The 15,164-nt window shown below is 70.0% G+C and carries 11 protein-coding genes and 1 pseudogene; 7 read left to right on the forward strand and 5 right to left on the reverse strand.

The window, feature by feature from the left end:
* Position 1 precedes the first annotated feature (1 nt).
* The 3 genes from recJ to ACZ2G3_RS02215 form a co-directional block, all read right to left on the reverse strand.
* A complete protein-coding gene (gene recJ, locus ACZ2G3_RS02205) occupies positions 2 to 1,738 on the reverse strand; it encodes a single-stranded-DNA-specific exonuclease RecJ (RefSeq protein ID WP_470397368.1) in 1,737 nt (578 codons plus the stop codon).
* A 75-nt stretch (positions 1,739 to 1,813) separates the two neighbouring features.
* Positions 1,814 to 2,782 (reverse strand): class II fructose-bisphosphatase, encoded by a 969-nt coding sequence (gene glpX, locus ACZ2G3_RS02210; RefSeq protein ID WP_470397370.1) that lies wholly within the window; start codon positions 2,780 to 2,782, stop codon positions 1,814 to 1,816.
* Positions 2,783 to 2,861: 79 nt separating this feature from the next.
* On the reverse strand, positions 2,862 to 3,113 hold the full coding sequence (locus ACZ2G3_RS02215) for a BolA family protein (RefSeq protein WP_470397372.1): 252 nt from the start codon (positions 3,111 to 3,113) through the stop codon (positions 2,862 to 2,864).
* 82 nt (positions 3,114 to 3,195) lie between these two features.
* On the opposite strand from ACZ2G3_RS02215, the gene ACZ2G3_RS02220 reads away from it, so the two are divergent.
* A complete protein-coding gene (locus ACZ2G3_RS02220; RefSeq protein ID WP_111299791.1) occupies positions 3,196 to 3,825 on the forward strand; it encodes a DnaJ domain-containing protein in 630 nt (209 codons plus the stop codon).
* 6 nt (positions 3,826 to 3,831) lie between these two features.
* Here the strand turns inward: ACZ2G3_RS02220 and lnt are convergent, their stop codons facing one another.
* Positions 3,832 to 5,370 (reverse strand): apolipoprotein N-acyltransferase, encoded by a 1,539-nt coding sequence (lnt, locus tag ACZ2G3_RS02225; protein WP_470397374.1) that lies wholly within the window; start codon positions 5,368 to 5,370, stop codon positions 3,832 to 3,834.
* A gap of 515 nt (positions 5,371 to 5,885) precedes the next feature.
* Positions 5,886 to 7,499, reverse strand: a pseudogene (locus ACZ2G3_RS02230) (DEAD/DEAH box helicase); the annotation flags it as partial.
* Positions 7,500 to 7,740: 241 nt separating this feature from the next.
* Here ACZ2G3_RS02230 and ACZ2G3_RS02235 point away from each other — a divergent pair.
* The 6 genes from ACZ2G3_RS02235 (at position 7,741) to scpB (ending at position 15,164) form a co-directional block, all read left to right on the forward strand.
* Complete coding sequence (locus ACZ2G3_RS02235) at positions 7,741 to 9,630, forward strand: cation:proton antiporter (protein ID WP_470397376.1); 1,890 nt, start codon at positions 7,741 to 7,743, stop codon at positions 9,628 to 9,630.
* A 68-nt stretch (positions 9,631 to 9,698) separates the two neighbouring features.
* Entirely contained in the window at positions 9,699 to 11,441 is a 1,743-nt protein-coding gene (gene argS, locus ACZ2G3_RS02240) for an arginine--tRNA ligase (RefSeq protein WP_470397378.1), read from the forward strand.
* Positions 11,442 to 11,513: 72 nt separating this feature from the next.
* Positions 11,514 to 12,647 (forward strand): SPOR domain-containing protein, encoded by a 1,134-nt coding sequence (locus ACZ2G3_RS02245; RefSeq protein WP_470397380.1) that lies wholly within the window; start codon positions 11,514 to 11,516, stop codon positions 12,645 to 12,647.
* 4 nt (positions 12,648 to 12,651) lie between these two features.
* On the forward strand, positions 12,652 to 13,632 hold the full coding sequence (gene nagZ, locus ACZ2G3_RS02250) for a beta-N-acetylhexosaminidase (protein WP_470397381.1): 981 nt from the start codon (positions 12,652 to 12,654) through the stop codon (positions 13,630 to 13,632).
* Positions 13,633 to 13,681: 49 nt separating this feature from the next.
* Positions 13,682 to 14,506, forward strand: coding sequence for a segregation and condensation protein A (locus tag ACZ2G3_RS02255; protein WP_470397383.1), 825 nt, complete (start codon positions 13,682 to 13,684; stop codon positions 14,504 to 14,506).
* Positions 14,490 to 15,164: an SMC-Scp complex subunit ScpB gene (gene scpB, locus ACZ2G3_RS02260; RefSeq protein ID WP_470397384.1), complete on the forward strand. Its 675-nt coding sequence runs from the start codon at positions 14,490 to 14,492 to the stop codon at positions 15,162 to 15,164. Before ACZ2G3_RS02255 ends, scpB begins: the two co-directional genes overlap by 17 nt.

A 15,164-nucleotide genomic window follows, 5' to 3' on the forward strand; every position in this document is an offset into this window, starting at 1 on the left:
CTCAAACCGGCGCGGCGTCGTCCAGGCGCAGCCGCAGACGTTCGCGCCCGCCCCAGGTCGACAGTTCCAGCTTGCCGGCCAGGTGAAAGCGCCGGCCGCGGGCGCCGATCAGCGACGGGCCAAGCGGGCCGTCCATCGCGCCCCAGGCCACGGCCTCCAGCGCGGGCGCGCCGGGACTGCGGAACTGCAGGCGCAGGTGGCGGTCGCCCATGGTGGCCGCGCTGTCGATCAGCTGGTCGGCAAAGGCAAAGCGCGGCGCCGGGGCGGCTTGGCCAAAGGGGCCGGCATCCTCCAGCATCCGGAACATCGCGGGCGTCGCGCCCTGCGGCTCCAGCAGGCCCGAGATGCGCAGGTCGCGCCCGCCGGTCCGGCCGGCCAAGTCGGGGGCGATCAGCTCGGCCAGACGCTCCATCGCGGGGACGATCTTGGCCTCCTCGACGGTCAGGCCTGCCGCCATTTCATGGCCGCCGCCCTTCAGCAGCAGTCCTTCGCGTGCCAGGCGCTGGATCGCGCGGCCCAGATCGACACCGGGCACCGACCGCGCGCTGCCCTTGCCGATGCCGCCTTCCACGCCGATCACGACCGAGGGCAGGTCCGTCGCCTCCTTGACCCGCGCCGCGACGATGCCCACGACGCCTGGATGCCAACCGGCGCCGGCAGCCCAGGACAGGCGCTGCTCGCCCCGCGCCTCGACCTGCGCCAGCGCCTCGTCGCGCACGGCGGCCTCGATCGCGCGGCGGTCGCGGTTCAGTTCGTCCAGCTGGCGGGCCAGCGCATCGGCCTGATGCGGATCGCGGCAGGACAGGCACAGCGCGCCCAGATTTGCCCGCCCCACGCGCCCGCCGGCGTTGATGCGCGGACCCAGCAGGAAGCCCAGGTGGAACGCGGCCGGCGGCCCGTCCAGCCGCGCGATATCCGACAGCGCGACCAGGCCCGGCCGCTGGCGCCGCGCCATGATCGCCAGCCCCTGCCGCACGAAAGCGCGGTTGACGCCCACCAGCGGCGCCACATCCGCCACTGTCGCCAGGGCCACCAGGTCCAGCATCGACATCAGGTCGGGTTCCGGCAGGCCCCGCGACCGCAGCACGCGGCCGGCCTGCACCAGCGTCAGGAAGACCACCCCCGCGGCGCAAAGATGGCTCAGGCTGCCATCCTCGTCCATGCGGTTCGGGTTCACCACGGCCAGCGCGGGGGGCAGCGTCTCTGCGCCCAGGTGGTGGTCCAGCACGATCACGTCGCAGCCCTGCGCCGCGGCCAGCGCCTCGTGGCTCAGCGTGCCGCAGTCGACGCAGACGATCAGGTCATGCGCGGCGGCAAGCCCGGTCATGGCGGGCACGTTCGGGCCATAGCCCTCGTCGATGCGGTCTGGGATATACAGCGTCGCCTCGCGGCCCTGCCGGTGCAGCCAGTCCAGCAGCAGCGCGGCCGAGGATCCGCCATCGACGTCGTAATCGGCAAAGATCGCGATCCGCTGGCCTTGCACCGCCGCCTCGACCAAGCGCTCGGAGGCCTTGGCCATGTCACGCAGGCTCAGGGGATCGGGCAGCAGCTCGCGCAGCCGCGGCGTAAGAAAGCCGTCGCAGCCGTCGGGCGCGATGCCGCGTTCGGCCAGCACCCGCGCCACCGGCAGGGGCAGCGCGGCCTGCTGCGCCAGGCCCTCGGCCCGGCGTTCCAGATCCGCCTCCGGGCCGATCCAGCGCCGCCCGGTCAGCGAGCTGTCGATTCCCAGATATGCCACGCTGTCACTTCTTCTTCGTTAGGATATCCCGGGGGAGCCCTGGGACAGGAGCGGGGGCGCCGCCCCCGGACCCGGTCAGGCCTTGACGGGGTTGCGATAGATCATCCGCCGGACCGATCCGGTTTTTGAACGCATCAGAATCGTCTCGGTCGTCAGATAGCCGGGCTCGCGCTTGACCCCCGCCACGATCGAGCCGTTGGTCACGCCCGTCGCCGCAAAGATCACGTCCGCGGTCACCAGGTCGTCGCGGGAATAGACGCGGTCCAGGTCGGTGATCCCGGCCTTGCGGGCGCGGCCCTTCTCGTCGTCGTTGCGGAACAGCAGCCGGCCCCACATCTGGCCGCCCATGCATTTCAGCGCCGCCGCCGCCAGGACGCCCTCGGGCGCCCCGCCCGAACCCATGTACATGTCGATGCCGGTCAGTTCGGCCTCGGCGCAATGGATCACACCGGCCACGTCGCCATCGGTGATCAGGCGGATCGCGGCGCCGGTCTGGCGGACCTCGGCGATCATGTTCTCGTGGCGCGGACGCTCCAGGATGCAGACGGTGATGTCGCGATCCGACACGCCGCGGGCACGGGCCAGGGCGCGCACGCGCTCGGCCGGGGACATGTCCAGGCTGACGACATCGACGGGATAGCCCGGACCCACGGCCAGCTTGTCCATATAGACGTCGGGCGCGTGCAGCAGCGTGCCGCGCGGCGCCATGGCGATCACCGTCAGCGCGTTCGGCATGTCCTTGGCGGTCAGCGTGGTGCCCTCCAGCGGGTCCAGCGCGATGTCCACCTCGGGACCGTCGCCGGTGCCGACCTCCTCGCCGATGAACAGCATCGGCGCCTCGTCGCGCTCACCCTCGCCGATGACGACGACACCCTTGATGTCCAGCATGTTCAGCTGGTCGCGCATGGCGTTGACGGCGGCCTGGTCGGCGGCCTTTTCGTCGCCATGGCCGATCAGCAGGGCCGAGGCGTGGGCCGCGGCCTCGCTGACGCGCGCCAGTCCCAGAGACAGCATGCGGTCGTTGAAATCCTTGGGTGCGGTCATGTCCTCGTCCCTTTTGATCAGATCATACGCGCTTCTAAGACCCACCGCCGGGTGCGGCAAGGCCGTAGGCGCTAACGGTTCAGCTTTCCGTCAGCTCCAGCGCCAGGGCGTGGATCTGCGGCACGATGTCGCCAAGCGTCGCATGGACCAGCCTGTGGCGCTGCAGCCGCGAGAGGCCGGCAAAGGCGGGGCTGGCCATGCGGATGCGGAAATGGCTTTGGCCGCCCTCGCGAAAGCCCGAATGGCCCCGATGGCTCTCGCTTTCGTCGATCACCTCCAGAAGGGTGGGGTTCAGCCCCGCCAGGCGTTCCGCCATCTTGTCCGCGATCATCCACTTATCCTTCCGTCAAGGTCTTTCATGTCCCGCCAAATGGCATAAACTGCCGCCTCCGAGTCGCAAAGGTGCCCCTTTCATGAGCAAGAACGACCCGTTCGGTTTCGACATCTCGGCCGCCAAGGACAAGAAGCGCAAGTCCAAGGGCCGGCGCGGGATGTCGGGTGCCTTCGAGACCTCGACCCGCATCTGCGAGCGCGAGGGCTGCGAGGAGGCCGGCCAGTACCGGGCGCCCAAGAACCCCCGGAACCTCGACGACTATTTCTGGTTCTGCAAGGAGCATGTCCGCGAATACAACGCGAACTGGAATTACTTCCAGGGCCAGTCCGAGGAAGAGTTCCAGCAGTTCATCGACAACGCGACGGTCTGGGAACGCCCGACCAAGCCCTTTGGCCGCGCCGCGCAGGAGGACAAGTGGGCCCGCCACGGCGTCAGCGACCCGCTGGAGATCCTGGGCGCCAACGGCACCGCCCCCGAGGCGCGCGCGCAGGTCAGCACGCGCAAGCTGCCCCCCACCGAACGCCGGGCGCTGGACATCCTGGAGGCCAAGGACAGCTGGACCCGCGCCGAGATCCGCAAGCAGTACAAGTCGCTGGTCAAGGACCTGCACCCGGACATGAACGGTGGCGACCGGTCGGACGAGGATCGCCTGTCCGAAGTTGTCTGGGCCTGGGACCAGATCAAGGACAGCCGCTTCATCCGCGACTGAGGCCGTTCAGCGGCGCAGGCGGCCCGCGGCGACGCCCAGCAGGGCCGCCAGCAGCAACAGCAGCGCCGGAAGATCGCCGGACCGGCTCCAGGGCGTTGGGGGCAGGGCGCCAGGCAGCGGGGCGTCGATCCGGCCGGCCACGTTCAAGGGCAGGCTGTCGCGGATCCGGCCGCGCGCGTCGATGACCGCGCTGACCCCGGTATTGGCGGCGCGCACCATCGGCAGCCCCGTCTCGATCGCCCGCAGGCGGGCCTGCGCCAGGTGCTGGTAGGGCCCCGAGATGCGGCCGAACCAGGCGTCGTTGGTGGCCTGCAGAAGCCATGCGGGGCGCGTGTCCAGTCTGCGCAGGTGGCGGGAAAAGATCGCCTCGTAGCAGATCAGCGGCTGGAAGGGCGGGGCATCGCCCGCGGTCATCAGCACCGGGCCCGGACCTGCGGAATATCCGTTGCCTTGCTGGGCCGCAAAGGCGCCGATGCCGATCCGGGCCAAGGCGTCGCCCCAGGGCATGTATTCGCCGAAAGGCACCAGGTGGAACTTGTCATAGACCTGGGTGACGCGGCCCCCCGGTTCCAGCGCGGCCAGGCTGTTGTAGAACCGGCTGCCCTCGCGCCGCTGGATGCCCATGACCAGCGGCCCGCCGGCGGCCTCGGTCATCACCGGCAGCAGGTCCGTCGCGTCCTCCAGCAGGAAGTTCACCGCCGTTTCGGGCCAGATCACCAGGTCGTGGTCGCCCGGCTCGGATGACAGGTCCAGCAGGCGGGTAAAGAAGATGCGCGCCCATTCCGGGTCCCATTTCAGGTGCTGCGCGGCATTCGGCTGCACGATTCGCAGGGAGGTCTGGCTGTCCGGCGGCAGGGGGGACGCCAGCCGCGCCAGCCCAAGGGCCCAGGTGGCGCCGGTCAGGACGATCGCGGCCAGGATGCCCGGCAGAAGCGCCGTGACGCGGGACCGGCCGGGGCGCCACAGCAGGACCGGCAGGGCCGCCAGGACCAGGGTCAGGATGCTGAGGCCCAATGCCCCCGTCCAGGCCGCCCATTGCGCCACCGGCGTGTCGATCCACCCATGCCCGATCATTGCCCAGGGAAAGCCGGTGAAGATCCAGCCGCGCAGCCAGTCCGACAGGGCCAGCGCCACGGCGATCGCCAGCGCCTGCATGCGCCAGCCGCGCGCCAGCCGCGCCGCGGCCCAGCAGGGGATCGCCCAGAAAAGGGCGCCTCCCAAGGCCATCAGCAGCAGGGCAAAGGGCGCCATCCAGCCGTGCCGGGCGACATCAACCAGAAAGGGTTCGGTGATCCAGAAGAGGGCCAGCGCAAACCAGCCAAAGCCCGCAGCCAGCGCATGCCAGAAGACCGCGGCGGCGCGGGCGCGCGCCAGCCGCCACAGGACCAAGGACAGGGCCAGCGGCGTGGCCCCCCAGATGCCGAAGGGCGCAAGGCCAAGGGCAGCGACCAGCCCCAGGCCCAGGTCCGGCGCAAGGTCGCGCAGGGGCGGGCGGCCCCGGCGCGCCAGGCGCGGCGGGACCAGGCTGGAGCGTCGCGCCCGCATCACGCCTCGGCGTCAGCGTCCTTGGACTGGCTGACGGGTTCGGCGGCGTCCGCCTTCTTGCGGCGGGTGCGCTTGGGCTTGTCGGCCGGAGCCTCGGCCGTCTCGGCCGGGACGTCCTCGGCCTTCTTGCGGCGGGTGCGCTTGGGCTTCTCGGCAGGCTCGGCGCCTTGTTCGGCCTCGGGCTGCGCCTCGGCGGCGGCCTTGCGGCTGCGTGTCCGCTTCGGGGCCGGCTGCTCGGCGACGTCCCCCTCGGCGGCCTCGGCCTTCTTGCGGCCACGGCGCTTCGGCTTGGCCGATGCCTCCTCGGGCGCCGCCACCGGCGCCTCGGCCTGAGGCTCGACCGCTTCCGTGACCGGCTGCGGAGCCTCTGCGGCCGGAACTGCCGGGGCTTCGGGCTCTGCGGCAGGCGCGGCGGCCTCCGGTGCACGGGCCTCAGATGTCACGGCCTCATGCGCGGCGGCCTCGGATTTGCGGCGTCCCCGGCCGCGGCGCGGGGTGGGGGCAGGCTCGGCCGCATCGGCGGCGGCGGGCTGCGCCGGCACCTCTTCGGGCGTCTCGGTCATCTCTGCGGTCCGCAGCTCGACCAGCATGAACTGGGGAACATGGTCGCCCATGCCCATGACCTGATGGCCACGGCCCTCCTGATCACGGCCCCGACGCCCGTCGCGGCGGTCATCCCGCCGATCGCCCCGGCGCTCTTCGCGACGCTCCTCACGCCGTTCCTCGCGACGCGGCTCATCCCGACGGCCGTTCTCGGCCCGAGGCTCCGTGCGGGATTCCGCACGCTGTTCGGCACGGGGCTCGGCGGGTTTGGGTTCGGGACGCGCTTCGGGCTGGGTCTCGGCCAGATCCACGACGGCTTCGGACGTGCGGTCCTCGTCGCGGCGCGGCCGGCGGCGACGCTCGCGGCTGCCGCCCTTGCGCTCCTCGCGCTCGCGCGGCTGTTCGGGCGCGGGGCCGCTGGAGGTCGACGACGCAAAGCCGGCCGGCATCTCGGCCCGGGGCAGGGATTTCTTCAAGAGCGCCTCGATTGCGGTCAGGTATTTCTCGTCGGAGGGGGTCGCGATGCTGACCGCCGTGCCAAGCCGTCCGGCGCGGCCGGTGCGGCCGATGCGGTGGACGTAATCCTCGGCATGGCTAGGCAGGTCATAGTTGAAGACATGGCTGACGGCCGGGATGTCCAACCCGCGCGCCGCCACGTCGGAGGCGATCAGCAAGCGCAGCTTGCCGTCGCGGAACGATTCCAGCGTGCGGGTCCGCTGGCTCTGGTCCAGGTCGCCGTGGATCGGCGCGGCGTCATAGCCATGCTTGGCCAGCGACTTGGCCAGGATGTCCACGTCGGTCTTGCGGTTGCAGAAGATGATCGCGTTGGTCAGCGCCTCGCCCTCGGCATCGACCAGCGCGCGCAGCAGGTCGCGCTTCTGCTTGGCGGCCATGTCGCGGCGGGTGGGGGACAGCTCGATCAGGCGCTGCGTGATCGTCTCGCTGGCCGTGGCCTGGCGGGCGACCTCGACACGTTCCGGCGCGTGCAGGAAGGTGTTGGTGATGCGCTCGATCTCGGGGGCCATGGTGGCGCTGAAGAACAGCGTCTGGCGCGTGAAGGGCGTCAGCTGGAAGATGCGCTCGATGTCGGGAATGAAGCCCATGTCCAGCATGCGGTCGGCCTCGTCCACGACCATGATCTGCACGCCGGTCAACAGCAGCTTGCCGCGTTCGAAATGGTCCAGCAGCCGGCCGGGGGTCGCGATCAGCACGTCCACGCCCCGGTCGATCAGCTTGTCCTGTTCGCCAAAGCTGACGCCGCCGATCAGCAGCGCCTTGGTCAGGCGGGTGTGCTTGGCATAGGTGTCGAAGTTTTCCGCCACCTGGGCGGCCAGTTCGCGGGTCGGGCACATCACCAGGCTGCGCGGCATGCGCGCGCGCGCGCGGCCACGGCCCAGCATGGTGATCATCGGCAGCACAAAGCTGGCGGTCTTGCCGGTTCCGGTCTGCGCGATCCCCAGGACGTCGCGGCCTTCCAGGGCGGGCGGGATGGCCCCCTGCTGGATGGGCGTCGGCGTCTCGTAGCCTGCTTCCAGAACGGCCTGCAGCACCTTGGGATCAAGCTTCAGATCAGAAAATTTTGTCATTCGGGGCTTTCCATTAAGCCGCGCCGAATTCTGGCGCGATGCGTTCCATGCCGCGCGCTCCAGTGGCGCCGCTGCGGCAAAGTTGGGACGCAGTCACGGACGCCCCGCCTTGATGCCTGCCGGATGCAGGCCAGCATCGCCTAGCCCAAACTCTCTGCGCCGTCAATCTTTTGCGTGAAGGGTCCCGGAACCCGATCGGCCGCTGCTGGCTTGACTGCACGGCGCGGACGAAGGGACGGACATGGACGGCGACGTGATGCAGGCACTGACCCCGGTGCAGGTGGTGGCACTGGTGGGCGTTCTGGGCGTGGGCGCCCAATGGCTGGCCTGGCGGTTCCGCTTGCCGGCCATCGTGCTGATGCTGGGGGTGGGCCTGGTCGTGGGCCCGGTGCTGGGCTGGTTCATTCCCGACCGCGACCTGGGCCCGATCTATCGTCCGCTGATCAGCGTGGCCGTCGCCATCATCCTGTTCGAGGGCGGGCTGACGCTGGAATATCACCGCTTGGGGGATGCCCGACCCGCCGTGAAGCGGCTTGTCTTCTTGGGGGCGCCGCTTGGATGGGCGCTGTCGGCGCTGGTCCTGTGGCTGGCGGTGGGCCTGTCCTGGCAGGCGGCAGCGGTCTTTGGCGGCGTCATGGTGGTCACGGGTCCGACGGTCATCGCCCCGATGCTGCGCCAGGCGCGGCTGCGGGCCCGTCCCGCGCAGGTCCTGCAATGGGAGGCGATCGTCAACGACCCGATCGGCGTCCTGATCGCCGTCCTGCTGCTGGAGATCGTGCTGGTCCTGGAAACCGGCCTGTCGATGGGCGCGGCGGCCTGGCTGCTGGGGACCGGGATCGGCTTTGCCGCGCTGGCGGGCTGGGCGGGGGGACAGGCGATGGCCCTGTCCTTCCGGCGGGGCTGGGTGCCCGAATACATGAAGGTGCCGATGCTGTTCGTCAGCGTCATCGCCATCTTCGCCGTCACCGACAGCGTCCTGCATGAAACCGGCCTGCTGGCCGTCACGATCATGGGGATGGTGCTGGCGAACGCCAAACTGTCGTCCTACACCGAGCTGCACCGCTTCAAGGAGCAGGCGACGATCCTGCTGGTGTCGGGGGTCTTCGTGCTGATGGCCTCTTCCCTGGATTTCGCAAGCCTTGAGCAACTGACCTGGCGGGCGGCGCTGTTCGTGGTCTTCACCGTCGCCCTGGCGCGTCCGTTGCAGGTGCTGCTGCCGCTGATCGGGACGCGGCTGCCGATGAACGAACGCTGGCTGATCGCGCTGACCGGTCCGCGCGGCGTGGTGATGGTCGCCGTCTCGGGCCTGTTCGGCGACAAGCTGGTCGAGGCGGGCATTCCCGACGGCGCGGCCCTGGCGCCCCTGGCCTTCATCATCGTGCTGGCGACGGTGATCATCCACGGCTTTACCCTGGCGCCCCTGGCGCGGCGGCTTGGCCTGTCGGGGCCCGAGCGTCCGGGCCTGCTGGTGGTGGGCGGATCGCCTTTCGCGGTGGCGCTGGCGCAGGCACTGGTGAAGGCAGGCGTCGGCACGCTGATCGCCGACACGAACCGCCAGCACCTGATCCAGGCGCGGCAGGCCGGGATCCCGACCTATTACGGCGACATCCTGGGCGAGGCGGCCGAGCATCAGGTCGAGTTCATCGCCTATCCGGCCGTTCTGGCGGCCTCGGACAACGATGCCTACAATACGCTGGTCGCCACCGACCTAGGGCCGGAACTGGGCCGCGACGCGGTCTGGCAGATCAGCCGGGTGCGCGACCAGTCCCGCCATGCGCTGCCGGCGCAGCTGGGCGGGCAGCGGCTGGCCAATTCCCCGACCTTCGACGCGCTGAACCAGCGCCTGGCCGAGGGATGGACCCTGCGCAGCACCCGCCTGTCGGACGAATACGACTTTGACGACTGGCAGGCGGACCGTCCGGGGGCCAAGCCGCTGGTCGTCGTCTCCAAGGCCGGGACGCTGCGCTTCAATGCCGAGGATCAGCCGGTCGCGGTGCAATCGGGCGACTGGATCACCGCCTTCGTGCCGCCGGCCCTGTCGGCGCCGAAGGACGGCGGTGAGGATGATCTGGCCGCCGAGGCCGCCGACGTGGCGCGCCAGCATCGCGAAAAGGCCGAAACGGGCAGCTGAGCGGGGCAATGTGTTGACCTCCCCCGACCTCAGGCGTTAACCCGCGGGGGTCAATCAGGAAGCCCAAGATGAACCTTTTCACCGATCTCCGCGGCGTCGTCGTCGAGGCGCTGGACCAGATGGCCAAGGCCGGCGAGTTGCCGCAAGGCCTGGACCTGGCCAATGTGACGGTCGAGCCGCCGCGCGATCCCGCCCATGGCGACATGGCCACCAATGCCGCGATGGTGCTGGCCAAGCCCGCCGGCATGAAGCCGCGTGACATCGCCGAAAAGTTGTCCGCCCGCCTGACCGACCCCCGCATCTCTGCGGCCGAGGTGGCGGGACCCGGCTTCCTGAACCTGCGCCTGTCGCCGGTCGTCTGGCAGCAGGTCGTCGCGGCCACGCTGAAGGCCGGCGCGGAATTCGGCCGGTCCGACATGGGCGCGGGCCAGCGGGTCAACATCGAATTCGTCAGCGCCAATCCGACGGGGCCGATGCATGTGGGCCATGTCCGCGGCGCGGTCTTCGGCGACGCCTTGGCGCGCCTGCTGGCCTTTTCCGGCCATGACGTGACGCGCGAATACTATATCAACGACGGCGGGGCGCAGGTGGATGTGCTGGCGCGGTCGGCCTATGAACGCTATCGCGAGGCCAACGGGCTGGAGCCCGAGATCCGCGAGGGGCTTTATCCCGGCGACTACCTGATCCCGGTCGGCGCGGCGCTGAAGGAAAGATACGGCGACAGCCTGCTGGACAAGCCCGAAGAGGACTGGCTGGTCGAGATCCGCGAGTTCGCGACCCAGGCCATGATGGAACAGATCCGCGGCGATCTGGCCGCGCTTGGCGTGCAGATGGACGTCTATTCCAGCGAAAAGGCGCTTTACGGCACCGGCAAGATCGAGGCGGCGATTGCCCGGCTGAAGGAAATGGACCTGATCTATCGCGGCGTGCTGGAGCCGCCCAAGGGCAAGCTGCCCGAGGATTGGGAACCGCGCGAACAGCTGCTGTTCCGCTCGTCCGCGCATGGCGATGACGTGGATCGGCCGATCCAGAAGTCCGACGGCGCCTGGACCTATTTCGCGCCCGACATCGCCTATCACTTCGACAAGATCGAGCGCGGCTTCGACCAGCTGATCGACGTCTTCGGTGCCGACCACGGCGGCTATGTCAAGCGCATGAACGCGGCGGTCAAGGCGCTGTCGGACGGGCGCGTGCCTCTGGACGTCAAGCTGATCCAGCTGGTCAAGCTGTTCAAGAACGGCGAGCCGTTCAAGATGTCCAAGCGCGCCGGCACCTTCGTCACCCTGCGCGACGTGGTAGAGGAGGCGGGGGCCGATGTCACCCGCTTCATCATGCTGACGCGCAAGAACGATGCGGCGCTGGATTTCGACTTTGCCAAGGTGCTGGAACAGTCCAAGGACAACCCCGTCTGGTATGTCCAGTACGCCAGCGCCCGGGTCCATTCGGTCCTGCGCCGCGCGGCCGAGGCGGGAATCGACGTCGGCGATTCTGCCCTGACCGGCGCGGACCTGTCGGTCCTGAACCACCCCGCCGAGCTGGAACTGGCCCGCAAGGTCGGGGAATGGCCGCGGCTGGTCGAACATGCCGCCCGCGCGCACGAGCCGCACCGCGTCGCCTTCTTCCTCTATGACATCGCCTCTGACCTGCATTCGCTGTGGAATCGCGGCAATGACGACACGTCCCTGCGCTTCGTGCAGGATGGCGATCACGCCACCAGCCGAGGAAAAATTGCGCTGGTCCGGGCAGTTGGCGTTGTTATTTCAAGCGGTCTCGCTATTCTTGGGGTGACTCCGGCAGAAGAAATGCGCTGACGAACAGCGTCGCTGCCGGGTGAGGCTCTGAGCAGGCAAAGTTAATCCGGAACAACCGGCAGGCAGGCAGACATGGCAGTGATGGATTTCCGCGAAGGCGGCTATGTGTTCTCGCGTCACAAGGTGAAGCGCGAATTCTCCTATGACCAGGGGGGCTGGAACGCCCCGCAGGACCAGGACGCGGCGGATCCCCGCGCCGAGGCGGACGGCCTGACCGGGCGGCTGGCGCGGCTGACCCATTACATGGGCGCGGTCGCCTCGGTCGCGCTGATGGTCGGGCTGATGGCCTGGGGCTGGCAGCTGATGTCGCGCGATGTCTCGGGCGTGCCGGTGATCCGCGCGATCGAGGGCGAGGCCCGCACCACGCCGGAAGATCCGGGAGGCCAGCTGACGAACCACACCGGCCTTGCGGTCAACAGCGTGGCCGGCGGCGAGGCCGCGGTTCCCGCCCAGGAGGTCGCGATCGCCCCGTCCCCGGTCGAGCTGTCGGAGGATGACGTGGCGATGGGGCAGCTGGGCGCCACTGCGCGCGAGCCCTCGAACCCGTCCGAGACGCCCCTGACCTTTGCGGGCGAGCCGATCGTTCCACTGTCCGACAGCGAGGCGCGCGCCCAGGCCGAGGCGCAGGCCGCCGCCGCCGCGGAACGGGCGCTGGCCGACCAGGCGGTGAACGATGCCGCCATCATCGACGCCCCTGCCTCGGAGGGGCCGGTCACGGATGTCGTGACGGACGAGAACGGCGTGCCGACCCAGGCCGTCGCCATTGCCGAGGCGCTGGCCCAGGCCCAGGCCGAGGCCGATCCCGGGGTGCTGGTCGCCTCCAGCCGCCCCGCGCCGCGGCCGCGGACCGTGACCCGCGTGGCCGCGATCGCACCTGCCGCTGCTCCGACGCCCGTCGTGGAGGCCGCCCCAGCCCCCGCCGAGGCGCCGGTGGAACGCCCCGCCGCCGCCAGCAGCGCCGGTGGCCCGCTGGTCCAGGTCGGCGCCTTCGACAGCAACGCCATCGCCGAGAACGAGTGGCAGCGCCTGGCCGGACGCAACGGCTCGCTCTTCTCCGGCAAGGCGCCGGTCATCCAGCAGCACCAGTCGAACGGGCGCACCTTCTGGCGCCTGCGCGTCGCCGGCTTTGGTTCGATCAGCGAGGCGCGGCAGTTCTGCTCGGCGCTGCAATCCTCGGGGACGGACTGTCTGGCCCTGGGCCAGTGACCGCATGAGCCATGGCGCCACCATCCTGGGCGGCATCGCCGGCCTGTCGCTGACGGCCGACGAGGCCGCCTTTTTCCGCGATGCCGACCCTTGGGGATTCATCCTCTTTGGTCGCAATGTCGACAGCCCCGACCAGCTGCGCCGGCTGACCGGCCAGCTGCGCGAGGCCGTCGGGCGGGATGCCGTCATCACCGTCGACCAGGAGGGCGGGCGGGTCCAGCGCCTGCGCGCGCCCCATTGGACTGACTGGCCGGAACCGCTGGATCAGGCGGCGGCAGGCCTGCGGGCCATGTGGCTGCGCTATCACCTGATCGGCCACGAGCTGCGGGCGGTGGGGATCGATTCGAACTGTGCGCCGACGCTGGACGTGGCGCAGGCCGACACGCATCCTTTCCTGCGCAATCGCTGCCTGGGGTCGGACCCGGATCGCGTCGCCGAACTGGGGCGTGCGGCGGCTGATGGCCTTTTGGCGGCGGGGGTGCTGCCGGTGGTCAAGCACATGCCGGGCCACGGCCGCGCCATCGCCGACAGCCACCACGACCTGCCCGTGGTGGAGGCGGCCGAGGCCGAGCTTCAGGCGCTGGATTTCGCGCCCTTCCGGGCGCTGTCGGACCTGCCGATGGGCATGACCGCGCATATCCGCTTTCCCGCTCTGGACGACGCGCCGGCCACAGCCTCCAGTCGGATGATCGCGCTGATCCGCCAGGACATCGGCTTTGATGGGCTGCTGATGACCGACGACATCACCATGAACGCGCTGTCGGGAACCGAGGCCGAACGGGCCTCTGCCTCACTGACCGCCGGGTGCGACCTGGTGCTGCACTGCAACGGCACGATTGCGCAGATGCAGCCAGTCGTGGCGGCCGCGGGCACCATGTCCGCCGAGGCGGGCCGTCGGGCCGAAGCCGCCCTGGCCCGGCGCGTGGCGCCCCAGCGGGCCGACATCGCCGCGCTGATGGGCGAATGGCGCGCGCTGACCGCTTGACAGCGGGGCGGACGGGCCTGACCCTGTCTGGCCGATCGGAGGAGACAGCGTGGCCAAGCCCAAGGTTCCCTATCTGAAGCCCGTGCCCGACGACGGCGTCGACGCCGCCGAGGTGGCGAAGCGCCGCGCGGACGAGGCGCTGATCGTCGATGTGGACGGCTACGAAGGCCCGCTGGACCTGCTGCTGACGCTGGCGCGCACGCAGAAGGTCGACCTGCTGAAGATCCGCGTGCTGGACCTGGCTGAACAGTACCTGGCCTTTGTCGAGGAGGCCCGCGCCCTGCGGATCGAACTGGCCGCCGATTACCTGGTCATGGCCGCCTGGCTGGCCTTCCTGAAATCCCGCCTGCTGCTGCCCCCCGACCCCCAGGCCGACGGCCCGTCGGCCGAGGACATGGCCGCGCATCTGGCCTTTCAGCTGGAGCGCCTGGCCGCCATGCGTGAGGTGGCCGCCCAACTGATGGGGCGCGACCGGCTTGGCCAGTCCCGCTTTGCCCGCGGCGCCCCCGAGATCGTGGCCCGCAGCCGCAAGACCCAGTGGCAGGCGGGGCTGATCGACCTGATGCGCGCCTATGCCCGGCTGAAGACCCGCGACGAGTTTCGCCCTTATGCCTTCGACCGCCACGACGTCTTCACGATGGAGCAGGCACTGGAGCGGTTGCGCCGGCTGATCGGCTTTACCGGCGAATGGACGGATCTGTCGGTGTTTCTGCCCGATGGCTGGCATTCCGACCCCAAGCGCCGCCGCAGTGCCACCGCGGCGACCTTTGCCGCCTCGCTGGAGCTTGCACGCCAAGGCCGGCTGGAGATACGGCAGGCCGAGACCTTTGCTCCCATCAGCTATCGGCACCGACCCCATGACGACCGCGCCTGATCCCGCCGCCGATTTCCCGCCGCCGCCCCTGGCCCAGCAGGAGCGGATGGTCGAGGCGATCCTGTTCGCTGCCGTCCAGCCGCTGTCGCTGCACGACATTGGGAAACGGATGCCCCTTGGCTGCGATCCGCCCGAGGCGCTGGCCGCACTGCGCCGCAGCTATGACGGGCGGGGGGTCGTGCTGGAGCGCATCGGCGACGCCTATGCCTTTCGGACCGCGCCTGACCTGTCCTTCCTGATGCAGGCCGAGACGGTGGACAGCCGCCGCCTGTCCCGGGCCGCGGTCGAGACCTTGGCGATCATCGCCTATCACCAGCCGGTCACGCGGGCCGAGATCGAGGAGATCCGCGGCGTCGCCGTCAGCCGCGGCACATTGGACCAGTTGATCGAGATGGAATGGGTGCGCGTCGGCCGCCGCCGCATGACGCCCGGTCGGCCGGCCACCTATGTGGTAACCGACGCTTTCCTGGACCATTTCGGGCTGGAATCCGCCCGCGACCTGCCGGGCCTGTCGGAGCTGCGGGCGGCTGGCCTGCTGGAATCGCGTCCGCCTGCGGAGGGATTGGCGCTGCCCCTTGCGGCTGATCCCGAGGATGCCGACATCGACGCGGGGGACAGCGGCGCGGGTCCGGCCGACGACCTGTTCGACGACGACTGA

This window comes from Paracoccus sp. KKT209 (genome assembly GCF_055635455.1).